The organism is Desulfacinum infernum DSM 9756, from assembly GCF_900129305.1.
GTDB lineage: Bacteria > Desulfobacterota > Syntrophobacteria > Syntrophobacterales > DSM-9756 > Desulfacinum > Desulfacinum infernum.
Window position 1 is genome coordinate 1 of sequence record NZ_FQVB01000016.1, and the last position, 14628, is coordinate 14628.

Annotated in this window: 11 protein-coding genes and 1 pseudogene; 9 read left to right on the forward strand and 3 right to left on the reverse strand. The window is 62.6% G+C overall.

Features of this window, described 5'->3' with window-relative positions; genetic code table 11:
• From BUB04_RS08980 to BUB04_RS08990, 3 genes and pseudogenes are all read right to left on the reverse strand, one after another.
• A pseudogene (locus BUB04_RS08980) lies at positions 1 to 228 on the reverse strand (IS1380 family transposase); the annotation flags it as partial.
• 462 nt (positions 229 to 690) lie between these two features.
• Entirely contained in the window at positions 691 to 1794 is a 1104-nt protein-coding gene (locus tag BUB04_RS08985) for an aminoglycoside phosphotransferase family protein (protein ID WP_073038669.1), read from the reverse strand.
• Positions 1791 to 2792: a nucleotidyltransferase family protein gene (locus tag BUB04_RS08990; protein WP_073038670.1), complete on the reverse strand. Its 1002-nt coding sequence runs from the start codon at positions 2790 to 2792 to the stop codon at positions 1791 to 1793. Before BUB04_RS08990 ends, BUB04_RS08985 begins: the two co-directional genes overlap by 4 nt.
• Before the next feature lie 303 nt (positions 2793 to 3095).
• Here BUB04_RS08990 and BUB04_RS08995 point away from each other — a divergent pair, with 303 nt between their 5' ends.
• The 9 genes from BUB04_RS08995 to rpoD all read left to right on the forward strand — a co-directional run bounded on the left by BUB04_RS08995 (position 3096) and on the right by rpoD (position 14453).
• Positions 3096 to 4112 (forward strand): glycoside hydrolase family 3 N-terminal domain-containing protein, encoded by a 1017-nt coding sequence (locus BUB04_RS08995; protein WP_073038671.1) that lies wholly within the window; start codon positions 3096 to 3098, stop codon positions 4110 to 4112.
• 42 nt (positions 4113 to 4154) lie between these two features.
• A complete protein-coding gene (alaC, locus tag BUB04_RS09000) occupies positions 4155 to 5348 on the forward strand; it encodes an alanine transaminase (protein WP_084076332.1) in 1194 nt (397 codons plus the stop codon).
• Between the two features lie 290 nt (positions 5349 to 5638).
• Positions 5639 to 6967, forward strand: coding sequence for a homoserine dehydrogenase (locus tag BUB04_RS09005; protein ID WP_073038672.1), 1329 nt, complete (start codon positions 5639 to 5641; stop codon positions 6965 to 6967).
• A gap of 12 nt (positions 6968 to 6979) precedes the next feature.
• On the forward strand, positions 6980 to 8200 hold the full coding sequence (locus BUB04_RS09010; protein WP_073038673.1) for a cofactor-independent phosphoglycerate mutase: 1221 nt from the start codon (positions 6980 to 6982) through the stop codon (positions 8198 to 8200).
• 393 nt (positions 8201 to 8593) lie between these two features.
• Positions 8594 to 8995, forward strand: coding sequence for an acyl-CoA thioesterase (locus BUB04_RS09015; protein ID WP_073038674.1), 402 nt, complete (start codon positions 8594 to 8596; stop codon positions 8993 to 8995).
• Positions 8996 to 9013: 18 nt separating this feature from the next.
• Positions 9014 to 9781 carry a 1-(5-phosphoribosyl)-5-[(5-phosphoribosylamino)methylideneamino]imidazole-4-carboxamide isomerase gene (hisA, locus tag BUB04_RS09020; protein ID WP_073038675.1) on the forward strand — a complete coding sequence of 256 codons (768 nt, stop codon included), beginning with the start codon at positions 9014 to 9016 and terminating at the stop codon, positions 9779 to 9781.
• Between the two features lie 502 nt (positions 9782 to 10283).
• Positions 10284 to 10730 (forward strand): GatB/YqeY domain-containing protein, encoded by a 447-nt coding sequence (locus BUB04_RS09030; protein WP_073038677.1) that lies wholly within the window; start codon positions 10284 to 10286, stop codon positions 10728 to 10730.
• A gap of 112 nt (positions 10731 to 10842) precedes the next feature.
• A complete protein-coding gene (gene dnaG / locus BUB04_RS09035) occupies positions 10843 to 12627 on the forward strand; it encodes a DNA primase (RefSeq protein ID WP_073038678.1) in 1785 nt (594 codons plus the stop codon).
• 35 nt (positions 12628 to 12662) lie between these two features.
• On the forward strand, positions 12663 to 14453 hold the full coding sequence (gene rpoD, locus BUB04_RS09040; RefSeq protein WP_073038679.1) for an RNA polymerase sigma factor RpoD: 1791 nt from the start codon (positions 12663 to 12665) through the stop codon (positions 14451 to 14453).
• Positions 14454 to 14628 lie beyond the last annotated feature (175 nt).

Here is a 14628-nt window from a genome sequence, read left to right on the forward strand (position 1 = left end):
ATCGTCCGCGACTCCCTGTGCGGCTTCAAAATCACTTTTGCCCAGGCACAGGAGACCGAGATAGGTCTTCACCACATCCCCGTGCGAAACCCTCGGCTGCCCGGGAACTTCCTTTTCCAACCGTTCGCACAGGCTTGTATAGCCGTTGATCAGGTTCCCTACCAGAGCCAAACCCGAGTGGCTGCTGTAGAAGGCTTTCGAAGACTGTTCGATCACAATTTTCTTCATGCGAGCACCTGCCAAGTGAAAGGTTGACAGGAGACTCTATAGCACAAAACACGTGTAAATTCAAAACCCTAGATAAGGTCTGATATTTGTTTGGTTAAAATCACACTCACGGATTAAGGAAAATAGCTTGCCCGACAATTAGGCGCCCTTGGCCGCCATTCCGCTGCGGCATTCGGACTCGCGATTTGTCGGCAAGTGACCCATGTCGTTTGTGGAGCGCTGCCCATGCGCGGACGAATAGAGCCCGGCGGCCAACCCGGCGGGTCCGGAGAGAAAAGGTCATCCGTAGAGCTGCCGGGCGCTTGCATTGGCGCCCACGCCCCTCCTCCGTGAGCCGCGATCCCGCTAAACCCATACAAACTTTGCCACGAAGCGTGGAGGAAAACGGCCTCGCGAGTATGCAATAGGTATTCGAGTGCGAAATAAGGACTTGAGCTGAAAGGGATGACGGCGAGGGCTGCTTCAGGCTCCTGATTTCCCAGGCTCGTCTGGTAGGGGGCGAACGCCACAGCGCGGATGGCGGATCGGTCGGAACCGGTCGGGATCCTGTTCGATTTCGCGCACCAGCTTGTGGAGTCCGGGAACCGAGCGCCCGGCGGGACCGTTCAGCAATTGGTTTAGCCGCTTCCAGCCGGCCGGGATGTGCTGGAGAAAGCCCTTCTTGCCCTTTTGATCTCCCAGGAAGGCGTAGGCGGCCAGCGCCTGAAGGCACCGGCACAAGGCAACGGTCTGAAAGCGCTCCCAAAAGTCCGCCCGTGATCCGCCGAGAACGGGTCGGGCCTTTTCCCAATAATGTTGCGCCAGGGACCGCCACATCCTGTCGGGAAGCATCACGTACGGGTCCAGCAGAAGACTGGCCAGATCGTATTCCGGGGGGCCGAAGCGCATGCCCTGATAGTCGATGACCCAAAGGGATTCCCGGTGGACCATGAGGTTCCTGCTTTGAAAGTCCCTGTGAAAGACCAGGGAGCCCCGGTTCTGCCCCGCCCTTTCGGCCAGGGAAAGAAAATCGTCGGCCAGCCGCGTTTCCGTTCCTTCCAGCGCGAGAAAATTTTCAAGGAAAGACCGGCGAAAGTAGTGGAGTTCCCGCTGGAGGACGAAGTCCGGCGTGTATCGCGCCCCGTCGAAGCACCAGTCGGCGGAAAATCCTTCCGGGGCCGTGCGATGAAGGCGTGCGAGGACGTCCACGGCTTCGCGATAAAGCCGCTGCACTCGAGCCCATGAACCCGGTCTTCGGGCCAGGTCGTAGAGGTGCACCCGGCCCAGGTCTTCCAGAAGAAAGACGCCGTCGTTCTGGCACGCCGCCAGGATGCGGGCCACCGGCGCCCCCCGGGATTCCAGATGACGGCCGATATGCCACATGGAATCCACCTCATCCACCCGTGGGTTCTTTCTGTCCGCCACCAGGGCGATGACGCTCCGGCTCCGAAGATGAACGCGGTAGAAACGCCGGTCCGATCCGTCCCCTGCCAGGGGCTCCAGCGTCTCGAGGGAGACCAGGCGGCCGCTCTCGGCCAGGAGGGACAGAATGCGCGCCTTGTCGTTATTCTCATGGAATCGGTTCATGATGGCCGTTTCATCACCCTTCCGTCGGCAAGAAGGATCTCGTTTCGGTGGTCGGTTTCCACCCGAACGCCGTCGGTCACGATGCACCCCCTGAGGGAAACTCCGGGCGCCACCCGAACGTTCTCCCAGAGGATGACGTCCTCCAGGAAGGCGTCCTTGGCGATCCGGCAGCCGGCTCCCACGACGACCATGCCCTGAAAACGCGCGTCCGGATCCACCCGGGCGTCGGGGTGGACAAAAACGGGACCGTGATCGTTCCCGCCTTGAGGAAGAAGCTTTTTCGGATTGGAGGCGCATTCCCGGTTGAGTGCCCAATAGGCGTCCGGGGAACCGATCTCGCGCCACCATAGGTCGGGAACGCACCACGCCGCCGGAGGGTTATTTTGGCAAATGAGCTCTTCATACAGGTCGATGATATGGTGGGGCACGCCTTTGGGCAGGTTCCGGAGGATCCTCGGCTCGATGACGTGCACTCCCGTGAAGGTCCAAAGCCGGGTGCCCGCCACGTGAAGATGACTCCCGGAATGCCGGGCGGGTCTTTCGAACTCTTCGATGCGGTTCCCGGCGGTGTTGACGCGCACGGAATCGAATCTTTCGGAACGGCACAGAAGCAGCGTGGCCGGAGCGCCCGAGTCCTGGTGAACGCGAAAGAGTTCCTTGACCGACACATCGCAGGCGATGTCCGCGTTGACGGCCAGAAAGGGACCATCGTCCAGGACGGACAGGGCGTTTCGGAGTCCGCCGCCGGTTCCCAGGATCTTCCTTTCGCGGAGGAGATGAACGCGCACCGGCCATCGGCTGCGGGCCAGGTGCGCTTCCAGCTGATCCGCCAAGTGGTGCGCGTTGATGACAATCTCCGAAACTCCCTCGTCGGCCAGTCGCCGGATCCAGTAGTCCAAGAGGGGCACGTTGACCACGGGGCACAGAGGTTTGGGGCGGACATCGGTCAAGGGTCGCAGGCGCTCGCCGTAGCCCGCGGCCAGGATCATGGCCTTCATGGGGTGATTTTCCTCCCAAAACACCAGATGGAATGGTCACCACACCAGCTTGTTCATGGGTTCCTGGGAGCCTGTCCGAGAACTCCCCCAACCGTCAGTCCCGCGCAAGCGGGAGTCCATAAGTTGGCGGACAATCTGGATCCCCGCTTACGCGGGGATGACGAATGGGCTTCGAGCGCCTTGACAGACGGGCGCCGATCCCGTTAACTGCCTTTCTTGTCGCGGGAAACGGGCCGCACCATTTCACAACCGGCCTGTGGTGCACCGAAGACCCCACCCGAGCCGGCTCCCTGGGGGATCCACATGACAGCCCTTGATACCACGATTCTGGACGCTGTGGGACGCCATCTTTTCCTGGGATTCAATGGAACCACACCGGACGGGGATCTTCGGGCCCGCCTCAGGTTCTTTCGGCCCGGTGGATTGGTGCTCTTTCGTAGAAACATTGAAAGCGAGGCGCAGCTCCGGGATCTTGTGGCGGCCGTGTCCGCATGGGCCCTGGAGGAGCTCAAGAGGCCCCTTTTGTGGGCCATCGACGAAGAGGGCGGAACGGTCCAGCGCCTCAGGGCCATCCACGGAAGCATGCCGTCGGCGCTGGAGCTGGCCTCCCGGGGACCATCCGAGGTGGAACGGGTGGCGGACGAGACGGCGGGAAGGCTCCGCCGTCTCGGAATCTCCATCAATTTTGCGCCCGTTTTGGACGTGGTGGAAGACCCGGATCGGCATTTTCTGGGCACTCGGGCGCTGGGATCCGATCCGGAAGAAGTGGGAGAGCTCGGTGCCCGCTGGATTCGAGCGCAGCAGGCCCTTGGCGTCCTGGCCGTGGCCAAGCACTTTCCCGGCCTGGGGCCCGCCGGGCTGGATCCCCACGACCATTTGCCGGTCCTGAAAGGCGTCTCCCGGAAAGAGATGACCCGACAGCTCCTGCCCTTTCGCCGGGCCGTGGAGGCGGGGGTTGCGGGGGTGATGACCTCACACGCCGTCTACGAGTGCTGGGACGAACAATGGCCCGGGACTTTGTCTTCGGTCATCAACCGAGGCATATTGCGCGAACAGCTGGGCTTTCAGGGGGTTCTCTTTTCGGACGATCTGGACATGGAGGCAATCCGGGGCCGTTACGAGCCGGAAACCCTCGTCCGCCAGACCTTGCTGGCCACCGTGGACGCGCTCCTGGTCTGTCAGCATGAGGAAGGCGCCGAGCCCCTGTTGAGAGCGCTTCATGACGCGGTGCGCCGCCACGCGGACCTGCGGGACGCTCACCGCAAATCCTTGGAACGCCAGGACTCGGCCCTGGCTCTTTGCTTTGACATCGCCCCATAGGTGAGATACCGTTCGCCGTTACCCCCAAGACGAGGTGGACCCATGACCTTCAACATCGAGCAATTCAGCCGGATGCGGCGGCTGCCGCCTTACGTTTTCGCCCAGGTGAACGCCCTCAAGATGGAGCGGCGTCGCGCGGGAGAGGACATCGTGGATCTGGGGATGGGAAACCCCGATGTGCCCACTCCCCAGCACATCGTGGACAAGCTGGTGGAAGCGGCTCAAAAGGGCCACAACCACCGTTATTCGGCCTCGCGGGGCATCACCAAGCTGCGCCATGCCATCTGCGACTGGTACAGACGGCGCTACGACGTGGATCTGGACCCCGAAACGGAAGCCGTGGTGACCATCGGAGCCAAGGAGGGTTTGTCCCACCTGGTGCTGGCCCTGGTGAGTCCCGGTGACGTGGTCTTTTCCCCCAACCCCACCTACCCCATTCATCCCTATTCGGTGATCATCGCCGGGGGCGATCTGAGGTCCATTCCCATCGGTCCCGACCGCGACTTTTTTGAGGATCTGCTCGTTGCCACCAAGCAGACCTGGCCGCGGCCCAAGATGCTCATCATCTCCTTTCCCCACAACCCCACCACGGCCGTGGTGGACCTGGACTTTTTCCGAAAGGTGGTGGATTTTGCGCGGGACAACCACCTGATGGTGATCCACGACCTGGCCTACGCGGACCTGACCTTCGACGGCTACCAGGCTCCCAGCATCCTCCAGGTTCCCGGAGCCAAGGACGTGGCGGTGGAATTCTTTTCCATGTCCAAGAGTTACAGCATGGCCGGCTGGCGCGTGGGGTTCTGCGTGGGCAACCCGGAAATGGTGGCGGCCCTCACCCGGCTGAAGAGCTATCTGGACTACGGAATCTTTCAGCCCATCCAGATCGCCGCCATCATCGCCCTCAACGGAGACCAGTCCTGCGTTCAGGAGATCGTGGACGTCTACCGGTCCCGGCGCGACGTTCTGGTCGATGGGCTGAACCGGGCGGGCTGGGCCATGGAAAAGCCCAAGGGCACCATGTTCGTCTGGGCGCCCATCCCCGAACCGTTTCGGCACATGGGGTCGGTGGAATTTTCCAAGTTTCTCATAGAAAAAGCGAAGGTGGCGGTCTCCCCCGGTTTGGGATTCGGGGAATACGGCGACGACCACGTGCGTTTCGCCCTGGTGGAAAACGAGATGCGCATCAAGCAGGCGGTGCGCGGTATTCGGAAGGCCTTGCAGAACGCCGGGGGATAAACCATGCCCGTAGGAGCTTGTCTGAGAATGGTCCTCCGGCTCAAGAGGCCGGCGAATTTTCTTTCTCTTCGTAGCCGCGGGGCTTCAGCCCCGCGGAAAGGCCCATCGCAACCCCATGAAGTGACGGGAAATACGCGATGGCCTATCCAACGTCCGGAAGTTCTTTCGCAGCCCTAAAGGGCTGCGCTACGAGAAAAGAGGTCGTCCACGCCGTTTTCGGACAGCGTCCGTAGGACGGCGACGGCACACAAGCGGCAATCCTCCAGCCTTCAAGGAGTGGTCATAAACAAATGGAATCGGTTCGCGTTGGATTGATCGGATGGGGAACCGTGGGATGCGGGGTGATCCGCGTCCTGGAAGAAAACGCCTCGGTGATCCGGGCCCGGCTGGGCTTTCCCCTGGAACTGGCGCGGGTGGCTGACCTGGATCTGGAAACGCCGCGCCCGGTGCCGGTGGCCCGGGAAAAGCTTACCCAGAACGCCCGGGAGATCCTGGAGGATCCCGGGATTCAGATCGTGGTGGAGCTCATCGGCGGCCTGGAGCCCGCCAGGTCCTTCATCCTGGAGGCCCTGGAGCGAGGAAAGCACGTGGTGACGGCCAACAAGGCCCTGCTGGCCCATCACGGCAATGAACTCTTCGAGCACGCCGAACGGCATGGCGGTTCCATCGGCTTCGAAGCCTCCGTGGCGGGCGGCATTCCTCTTTTGAAGTCGCTCCGCGAAGGACTCGCCGGAAACAAGGTGGACACCATCTTCGGAATCCTCAACGGGACCGGCAATTACATCCTGACCCGGATGACGGAAGAAGGCCTGGCTTTTGCCGACGCCCTTCGGGAGGCCCAGGAGAAGGGCTACGCCGAAGCCGACCCCACCCTGGATGTGGACGGGATCGACACGGCCCACAAGCTGGCCATCGCCGGGGCCATGGCCTTCGGAACCCCCATCCGCTTCGATCAGGTGTACGTGGAAGGAATCCGCCAGATCGACCCGCTGGATGTGCAGTTTGCCACCGAGTTCGGCTATCAGCTCAAGCTGCTGGCCATCGGCCGCCACGTGAACGGTCAGCTGGAGATGCGCGTCCACCCCACCCTGATTCCCTCCTCCCACGTGCTGGCCAGCGTCCGCGGCGCCTACAACGCCGTGCACCTGCACGGAAACGCCGTGGGGAGCATCATGCTCTACGGGCTGGGCGCCGGCATGATGCCCACCGGGAGCGCCGTGGTGGCCGACATCATGGACATTGCGCGGGATCTGGCCTCGGGCGTGGTCAACCGGGTGCCCCCCCTGTCCTTCCTTCCGGAGAACACCCAGGACATCCCGATCCGGCCCATGGAAGACGTGACCACCAAGTACTACTTCCGTTTTTCGGCCGTGGACCGTCCCGGGGTGTTGTCCAAGATTTCCGGAATCCTCGGGGAAAACGCCATCAGCATCGCGGCGGTGATTCAAAAGGGCCGGGAAGTGGAAGGGGCCGTGCCCATCGTCATGCTCACCCACGAGGCCCAGGAAAGGGCCGTGCGCAAGTCCCTGGAGGCCATCGACCGGTTGGACATCGTGCGCGGGCCCACCCGGATCATCCGCATCGAAGACAGCGAGAACAGCCACGTGGAACGCGAGTAGGGGCGGATTTCCATGAGAACGAAAATCGTCATTCTGGTGGGAGACGGCATGGGGGACTTCCCCGTGGCGTCCCTGGGCGGGCGAACCCCCCTGGAGGTGGCCCGGATCCCTCACATGAACCGGATCGCCGGGCTGGGCGAGATGGGCCGGGTGCAAACCATCCCCCAGGGGATGGAACCGGGAAGCGACATCGCCAACATGGCCCTGCTGGGCTACGATCCGGCCGTCTACCACACCGGGAGGGCCCCACTGGAGGCCGCCAGCATGGGGGTGTCGTTGGATTCCCATCAGGTGGCGTTTCGCTGCAACCTGGTCTATGTGGAAACGGACGAACAGGGCGTGCGCCGCATGGGAGACCACTCGGCGGGGCACATCTCCACGGAGGAGGCCCGCGATCTGGTGGCCGCCTTGCAGCAAGCCTGCGACGGACTGCCCCTGCGGCTCCACGCCGGAGTGAGCTATCGGCACCTTCTGGTGTGGGATCACGGCGATGAATCCATCAGGACCACTCCTCCGCACGACATCCTGGGAGAGCCGGCGGACGGCTATGCGGAAGTTTACGAGCGGGTGGAGGTTCTTTCCCGGTTCGTTTCCAGGGCGGCCCGAATCCTGGCCGATCATCCGGTGAACGTGAAAAGGCGGGAGGAGGGCAAGCGGCCCGCCAACGCCGTGTGGCCCTGGGGCCAAGGGCGGGCTCCCAGCATGCCCACCCTTCAGGAACGCTTCGGCCTTACGGGGTGCATGATTTCGGCCGTGGATCTCTTGAAGGGACTGGGGGTCTATGCGGGTCTGGAGCCGGTCCACGTCCCCGGCGCCACGGGCTATCTGGACACCAACTACCAGGGCAAGGTGGACGCCGCGCTGCGGGCCCTGGAGGATGTGGATCTGGTCTTTGTGCACGTGGAAGCCCCCGACGAGGCGTCCCACGAAGGCAGCCTGGAGAAAAAGATTCAGGCCATTCAAGACTTCGATGCCAAGGTGGTGGGGCCGATCCTTGAGGGGCTTCGACACAAGGGACCGGTGCACCTGCTGGTGGCGGCCGACCACCTGACGCCCCTGAGCATCCGGACCCACGTGGGCGACCCCTCCCTCTTTGCACTCTTCAAGGGCGATTGGGCAACGGCAACGCCACCGGCCGTTGAAGTTTTCTTTCATGAGGCCGCCGCGTCGGAGACCGGGCTGCATCTGCCCAGCGGCGAGGCGCTTTTCCGGCGGCTCGTGGGATCGACGTAGCAATGAGGTCCCTTTCCTCTTCGGGAACCCGCACCAAAACGTTCGGGATGTCCGTTTAGCTCGCAGCGCAGGCCTTGAGGTCTGACGTGGGGCTTCCCGGAAGTGCATCCACCATGGGAAGTGGCGGGCTCGTTCATGGCGTTTTATGGGAAACGCCACTACTTTCCGTTTGTCCGAGCGACCTATAGGGGCGAATGATCATTCGCCCCTACAGGAGGCTGCTCCCAGAGTTGCGTTTCCTTTTTCGTTGGCGCTGACTCTCCGTGATGGGAATTGACACAAGGCGGCTGACAGCGCGGTGCAGGTCCTTGTATCCGTGCGGGGTGGCGCAAGGGAGACCATGACCGTTAAGATGACCCTGCATTCCAAGAATCTCTTGGCCGGGTATCGACAATGAGAGCGACTCTACGTGTTCTGTACGGCGACACGGACGCCATGGGCCAGGCCTACTACGGCAACTACATGCGCTGGTTCGAAGTGGGCCGGGCGGAATGGTTCCGGAGTCTCGGAACCAGCTACCGACGCCTGGAAGAAGACGGCATTTTCCTTCCCGTCATCGAGGCGCACTGCCGGTATTTCAAGCCGGCCTTCTACGACGACGTTCTGGAGATCGAAACCCGGTTCCGGTTCTCCGGGCCGGCCCGGTTGCGGTTCGACTACACGATCACCCGAAACGGAACGAACGAACGGTTGGCCGAAGGCTACACGGTGCACGTCTGTGTGGACGCCGAGCGGCGCGTATTGAAGCCGCCTCCGGCCTTGCGCTCTCTGCTGGAAGCCGGCCGAAACGACTAGACTCCCCCGAGGTTCAAGATGATTCTTTTCCCTGCCATCGATCTGAAGGAAGGCCGGTGTGTGCGCCTCATGCAGGGCCACATGGACAAGGCCACGGTCTACGGCACCGACCCCGTGCAGGTGGCGCTGCGCTGGGAGGCCGCGGGGGCCCAGTGGCTTCACGTGGTGGACCTGGACGGGGCCTTCGCCAAGACCCCCAAGAACCGGGACGTGGTGGCTCGCATCGTCCAGGCGGTGAAGATTCCGGTGCAGCTCGGAGGCGGCATTCGAAGCGAGGAAACGGCCGCCGCCTATCTGGACCTGGGGGTGCGGCGCGTCATCCTGGGAACCGCCGCCACGCGCGATCCGGCCATTGTGGAAAGGGTCTGCGGGAGATTTCCCGGCCGCGTGGCGCTGGGAATCGATGCGCGAAACGGGCTGGTGGCCGTGGAAGGGTGGACGGAAACCACCGATCTGCAGGCCGTTTCCTTTGCCCGGCGGTTCGAGGGGCTGCCCTTGGCCGCCCTCATCTATACGGACATTCACCGGGACGGCATGCAGTCCGGCGTGAACATCGAAGCCACCGCCGAGCTGTGCCGGGCCGTCACCATCCCTGTGATCGCCTCCGGGGGCGTGGCCGGTTGGAAGGACATCGAAGCCCTCCTCCCCTTGGTGCCCTTGGGACTGGAAGGGGTCATCACGGGGCGGGCCCTGTATACGGGGGCGTTGGATCTGGAGGAGGCTCTGCGGCGACTCCGGGAAAGGGAGCGCCGGGGGAACCCAAGAGCCGGCTCGCAGGAAGCCTAGGAGCCTGTCCGAGAATGGCAGACTTGCGCCGTTCAACGCCCCTTCGTCATCCCCGCGGAAGCGGGGATCCAGAATCTCCAGTAAGTTATGGACTCCCGCTTGCGCGGGAGTGACGGGTGGCGGAGTTTTCGGACAGCCTCCTGGCAACCTGTCCGACAACGCAGGGGATGACCGCGTTTCTCGTAGCGCAGCCCTTCAGGGCTGCGAAGGAATCCGCGAACTTCGGGTGGACGTTCAGATATTCCCGGTCACTTCGTGTGGGTACGATGAACCTTGGCCGCGGGGCTGAAGCCCCGCGGCTACGAAAGAAGGCGGGTCGCTTGTCGGTTGGTGAAGGAAACTCGTTCTCCGACAAGCTCTTGGAGGGCGAGGCCCCCCGGCTCTACCCTGGATGCCCATCCGCTTTCCCGGGGCGAAACATGATTCTCCCCGACAGACCACCCGTCAGGACCGCAAAGTGAGAGAGAATCTTCCAACTTGGGCGAAAGATGGGAGGGTACCCATGGAACTTCTGGAACGCATCGAACAGGCCCTGAAGGAGGCCATCCGGAACCAGGACTCGGATCGGCGAAACGCCATCCGCATGCTGCTTACCGCCATCAAGAACAAGGAAAAGGAACTGAGGCGGGCACTCCAGGACCAGGAGATCCAGCAGCTCATCGCCTCGGCCATCAAGCAGCGCAAGGATTCCATCGACCAGTACGAAAAGGGCGGCAGGGCCGATCTGGCCGATGCGGAAAGAAGAGAGATGGGCATCCTCCAGGAATTCCTGCCCGAACAGCTCGCGCCCGAGGCTCTCAAGAAGCTCGTCCAGGAAGCCATCCGGGAGGTGGGAGCCACCTCCGCAAAGGATCTCGGCAAGGTCATGAAGGCCCTCATGCCCAAGGTGGCCGGACGCGCCGACGGCAAGGCCGTCAACGAGATGGTTCGCCAAGAGTTGAACGGCTGACCGGCCACCTCACCTTTCTTGTTGATTTCCCAGCGCGGCGCTGATAAACATAGCAAGTTTGCTTTCAACAAAGGCAAACAACCCAAAAGAGACGAGGGGGCGGCGCAGCGCAGTGACCACCTCGGACGTGGCTTCACGTATCAAGCAGGCTGTTGATGCCGTTGATCTGATCGGTCAAGTGGTGCCTTTACGCCGGGTCGGCAACAGGCACATGGGGCTTTGCCCGTTTCACCGGGAAAAGACCCCCTCCTTTCAGGTCGACGCCAGCAACGGCCTTTTCTACTGTTTCGGCTGTGGCGCAGGAGGCGATGTGATCACCTTCACCATGCGCCACTGGAACCTGGATTTTCGCGAAGCCGTCAAGTACCTGGCGGAACGCTACAACGTGGCGCTGCCGGAATTGGAAAGGCGGGACGGGAAGGCCGGCCGGGCCTCCGACAGGCAGGCGCTCCTGGCGGTGCTGGAGGAGGCCTGCCGGTTCTACAGCGGGCAGTTGCACCAAAGCGAAAAAGGCCGGGTGGCCCGCGAGTACATCCGTTCCCGGGGATTGACCCCCGACGTGGTGGAAAGCCAGCGCCTGGGCTATGCCCCGGACGGATGGGACGCCCTGTTGAGCCACTTGCGCCGCCGCGGCATCTCCCAGGATCTGGGAGTGCAGGCCGGTCTTTTGGTGGCGTCCAGCAAGGGCACTTTTTATGACAGGTTCCGTCACCGGCTCATCTTTCCCATCACCAACCCCGAGGGAAAGGTGGTGGCCTTCGGCGGCCGTAGCCTGGACGGTTCCGAGCCCAAGTACCTGAACAGCCCGGAAACCCCCGTCTATCACAAGGGGCGGATGCTCTACCAGCTGGGGGCGGCCCGGCAGGCGTGCCGCGAGGTGCGTCAGGTTCTGCTGGTGGAAGGCTACATGGACCTTCTGGCCTTCCACGTCCATGGATTCTTCCGGGTGGTTGCAACGCTCGGGACGGCTTTGACCGTGCAGCAGGTACGCCTGCTGCGGCGCATGGCGGACGAAGTGGTCCTGGTCTACGACGGGGACGAGGCGGGCCGGAGGGCCATGCTGCGGGCCCTGCCCCTTTTCGCCCAGGAAGGGCTTGCCGCCAGTTGCCTGGTGCTGCCCGACGGCATGGACCCGGACGACTACCTGTCCCGATACGGGCTGAACGCCTTTCTGGGTCTGCTGGAAAAGAGGCGGGAACTGGTTCGATTCGCCGTGGAGCATCACCTGAGCACCTGGAACGGAACATCCCAGGACAAGGCCCGCGTGCTGCGGGATGCCCAGGAGCTGGTCCGAACCATTGCGGATCCCGTGATGCGCCAGGAAGTGGTCGCCCAGTTGGCGGACAGCCTCTCGCTGCCCCAGCAGGTGGTGCGCCAGCAGCTCTTCGGATACCCGCGGACCCGTGCCGGAAGCCCGCACGGAGGGCCGTCGGGCGCCGTCGCCCCTGTCCAGGCCTCGGATGTGCAGCCTCCGGAGGAAACCATCACGCGCATGCTCGTGCTCTATCCCGAACTGGCCCGGGAGATCCCTCTGGAGGAAGCCCTTGCGCATTTCGAAGCATCGCCGGTCCGGGCCATCGCGGCCGGCCTGCTGGAGCAGCTGCGGGAAGAAGGGGAAGCAAACCCGGCCTTGCTGGTCCGGGATCTGGGCGACGAGCAGGCCATAAGCCTCTTGACGCGGTATCTCATGGAACGGGAATTCGCCGATCTCGGCAGGGACGGGGCGCTCGTCCTCGTGCAGGAACGCCTTCAAGTGCTGCGTAAACGCGCCCGAAAAAAGAGGCTGGAAGAATTGCAGCTGGAGCTGCAAAAGGCCGATCAAGAAAACAATGCCGAGATGCGCCGCCGGTTGCTGCAGGAATACCAAGACCTTTGCGCGGCCGGCAAAAGGGGTTAAGGGTTAGGAAAACCGATCGAAGGAGTGGGCGACAGATGACCGAAGAGCTCAGGAAAAATGGCGGCAAAGAGGCCGCCAGACCGGCGCTGGAGGACCTGAAACGACTCATCACGGTGGGCAAGGAAAAGGGGTACCTGACCTACGATGAGCTGAACGAGGTTCTTCCGGAGGACCTGGTCACCCCCGAGAAGCTCGACGACATGATGATGATCTTCGATGAGATGAACATCGAGATCGTGGATTCGGACCAGCAGGTCAAGGTGGTTCCCGAGCGCCTGGGCGATGATCAGGACGAGGACGACGACGGGGATGACGCCGTGGCGGACCTGGACGCCGAGAGCCGGGTCACGGACCCGGTGAAGATGTATCTGCGCGAGATGGGACAGGTCTCGCTCCTGACCCGCGAGGGGGAGGTGGAGATCGCCAAGCGCATCGAGGCCGGGGAGCGGGAGGTCTTCAATGCCATCATGGAATCTTCCCTGGGGGTCGCCGAGGTTCTGACGATCAAGGAGGATCTGAAGAACGGGGACCTCAAGATCACGGAGATCCTGCGCACCACCGAGGAGGACATGGGCGAGGAGGAGATTGAGGCGCTGCGGGCCAAGGTCATCGAGGCCCTGGAGGAGGTGGAGCGCCTGGACGCCGAGACCCGCGACATGCAAGTGCGCCTCATCGCCGAAGATCTGGATTCCTTTGAAAAGGACCGCCTGGCCGATCAGGTCCAGCGCAACAAGGAGCGCATCGTCGATCTGCTCAAGGACCTGCAACTGGACAAGCATCAAATCGAGAAGATCGTCGAGAAACTGCGATCTTACCTGGAGTCCATCGAAGCGGCGGAAAGGGACCTGGAGCACTGCCTGCTCGTGACCGGGAAGCCCTTGCAGGAGCTGCAACGCTGGTACGAGGAAGTGCGCGGCGATGCGGACGAGCTCACCCAATACGCCGATCGCCTGGGCATGACTTCCGAAAAACTGCTGCAGCTCATCGAGAGAGCCCTGGAGGCGCGGGAGCAGATCACGGCCTTCGAGATGCGGGCCAAGATGGATTCCAAAACGCTGCGGCAGATCCTGAGGCGCGTGGAAGACGGCATGATCCGCGCCAAGCAGGCCAAGAGCGAACTCATCGAGGCCAACCTGCGCCTGGTGGTGAGCATCGCAAAGAAATACACCAACCGCGGCTTGCAATTCCTGGATCTCATCCAGGAAGGCAACATCGGACTCATGAAGGCGGTGGACAAGTTCGAGTACCAGCGGGGCTACAAGTTCAGCACCTACGCCACGTGGTGGATTCGGCAGGCCATCACGCGGGCCATTGCCGACCAGGCCCGAACCATCCGCATTCCCGTCCACATGATCGAGACCATCAACAAGCTCATCCGCACCTCCCGGTACCTGGTTCAGGAGCTGGGGCGGGAGCCCACGCCGGAAGAGATTGCCGAGCGCATGGACTTTCCCGTGGAGAAGGTGCGAAAGGTCCTGAAGATCGCCAAGGAGCCCATCAGCCTGGAGACGCCCATCGGCGAGGAAGAAGACAGCCATCTCGGGGATTTCATCGAGGACAAGAAGGTGACCTCCCCCGTGGATGCCGTGATCAACCTGAACCTGAGCGAGCAGACCCAGAGGGTTCTGGCCACGCTGACGCCTCGAGAGGAAAAGGTGCTGCGGATGCGCTTCGGGATCGGAGAGAAGTCGGACCACACATTGGAGGAGGTGGGCCAGGATTTCCACGTCACGCGGGAGCGGATCCGCCAGATCGAGGCGAAGGCTCTGAGAAAGCTCCGGCATCCCAGCCGCCGAAAGGAGCTGAAGAGCTTCATCGAAACTTAAGAGCCTGTCCCGGAACAGGTTTCCTTCCTCAGCCGTTAAGGAATCCGTCTTCTTTCGTAGCCGCGGGGCTTCGGCCCCGCGGAAGGACGTTAACCCAAAGAAGTGACCGTCAATACCCGATAGCCCACTCCACTTCTGGAGATTCCTCCTCAGCCCTCAAGGGCTGCGCTGCGAG

Excerpts from the sequence above, each read along its gene's own strand:
- BUB04_RS09015 (WP_073038674.1), top strand. The coding sequence starts at position 8,594 with ATGAGAGCGACTCTACGTGTTCTGTACGGCGACACGGACGCCATGGGC.
- BUB04_RS09005 (WP_073038672.1), top strand. The coding sequence starts at position 5,639 with ATGGAATCGGTTCGCGTTGGATTGATCGGATGGGGAACCGTGGGATGC.
- BUB04_RS09010 (WP_073038673.1), top strand. The coding sequence starts at position 6,980 with ATGAGAACGAAAATCGTCATTCTGGTGGGAGACGGCATGGGGGACTTC.
- alaC (WP_084076332.1), top strand. The coding sequence starts at position 4,155 with ATGACCTTCAACATCGAGCAATTCAGCCGGATGCGGCGGCTGCCGCCT.
- rpoD (WP_073038679.1), top strand. The coding sequence starts at position 12,663 with ATGACCGAAGAGCTCAGGAAAAATGGCGGCAAAGAGGCCGCCAGACCG.
- BUB04_RS08990 (WP_073038670.1), bottom strand. The coding sequence starts at position 2,792 with ATGAAGGCCATGATCCTGGCCGCGGGCTACGGCGAGCGCCTGCGACCC.
- BUB04_RS08985 (WP_073038669.1), bottom strand. The coding sequence starts at position 1,794 with ATGAACCGATTCCATGAGAATAACGACAAGGCGCGCATTCTGTCCCTC.
- hisA (WP_073038675.1), top strand. The coding sequence starts at position 9,014 with ATGATTCTTTTCCCTGCCATCGATCTGAAGGAAGGCCGGTGTGTGCGC.
- BUB04_RS08995 (WP_073038671.1), top strand. The coding sequence starts at position 3,096 with ATGACAGCCCTTGATACCACGATTCTGGACGCTGTGGGACGCCATCTT.
- BUB04_RS09030 (WP_073038677.1), top strand. The coding sequence starts at position 10,284 with ATGGAACTTCTGGAACGCATCGAACAGGCCCTGAAGGAGGCCATCCGG.